This window comes from Pseudoalteromonas sp. Z1A6 (genome assembly GCF_011378745.1).
In the GTDB taxonomy this organism is placed as follows: domain Bacteria; phylum Pseudomonadota; class Gammaproteobacteria; order Enterobacterales; family Alteromonadaceae; genus Pseudoalteromonas; species Pseudoalteromonas arctica.
In genome coordinates this window covers 1-703 of sequence record NZ_WTKW01000675.1, presented here as the reverse complement: position 1 = coordinate 703, position 703 = coordinate 1, and the positions used below count along the sequence as shown (strand labels likewise).

Below are 703 nucleotides of genomic sequence, written 5' to 3'. Positions count from 1 at the left end.
CACAAAGTCCAAAATTCAGGATGGGTGTCAATGTAATTTTTGCGAGTTTTTTGGAACGAAGAGCCGAAGGCCGTAGTGGAAAAAATGTCAACTGCATGCAATTGTTGGGTATCAATTTGAGCTGATTAATTTTTCACAGATTGTTTTAAAAGCAATAAGCCCTAATTTTTAGTTATGTTGCATTGTTTGGAAGGGAAAAAAGCCATAAAAAAGTTCTAACTATCAAAGGTAGTGATTAGGAAAACGAAAAGTATGAAGCGCGTTGCACGGAAACGTTACGCTTTACACTGTCAAAACTTCGTTTTTCCTAATTTATTTCAACTACTTGCATTCACAATCCTGTGCTGTCCTTAGTTCGAGAATTGTTTCCAAGGAGATCAGTTCTTTCGAATCTTCGCTATGGAACATTACACTTGATGTTCGAGTAATATTTTCACAATTTTTTCCGGAAAATGCTAGCTCTGAGGCGCAGTCACTATATTGGCAATACCTTTCCATCTTATCGATTTTTATTCCTAGCTCATCATCAAATTCTTTGTCGTGAATAGTGACTTTGCTAAATTTGGAAAGTGAATCTTCGGAAAAAGAAACACCTGTTTTACAAGCACCTTTGTGCTTTCCCCATGCAACGCACAACATATTTCCATTATCGCCGACAATTAAAATTAACATATTTTCTTCCTTTTTTATTCGATGCAAAAAT

Annotated in this window: 1 protein-coding gene; it reads right to left on the bottom strand. The window is 35.7% G+C overall.

The features are described from left to right. Nucleotides 1-321 precede the first annotated feature (321 nt). Nucleotides 322-703, bottom strand: a 382-nt coding sequence (locus tag GQR46_RS20285; protein ID WP_206009742.1) for a hypothetical protein, incomplete at its 5' end; no start/stop codon positions are given.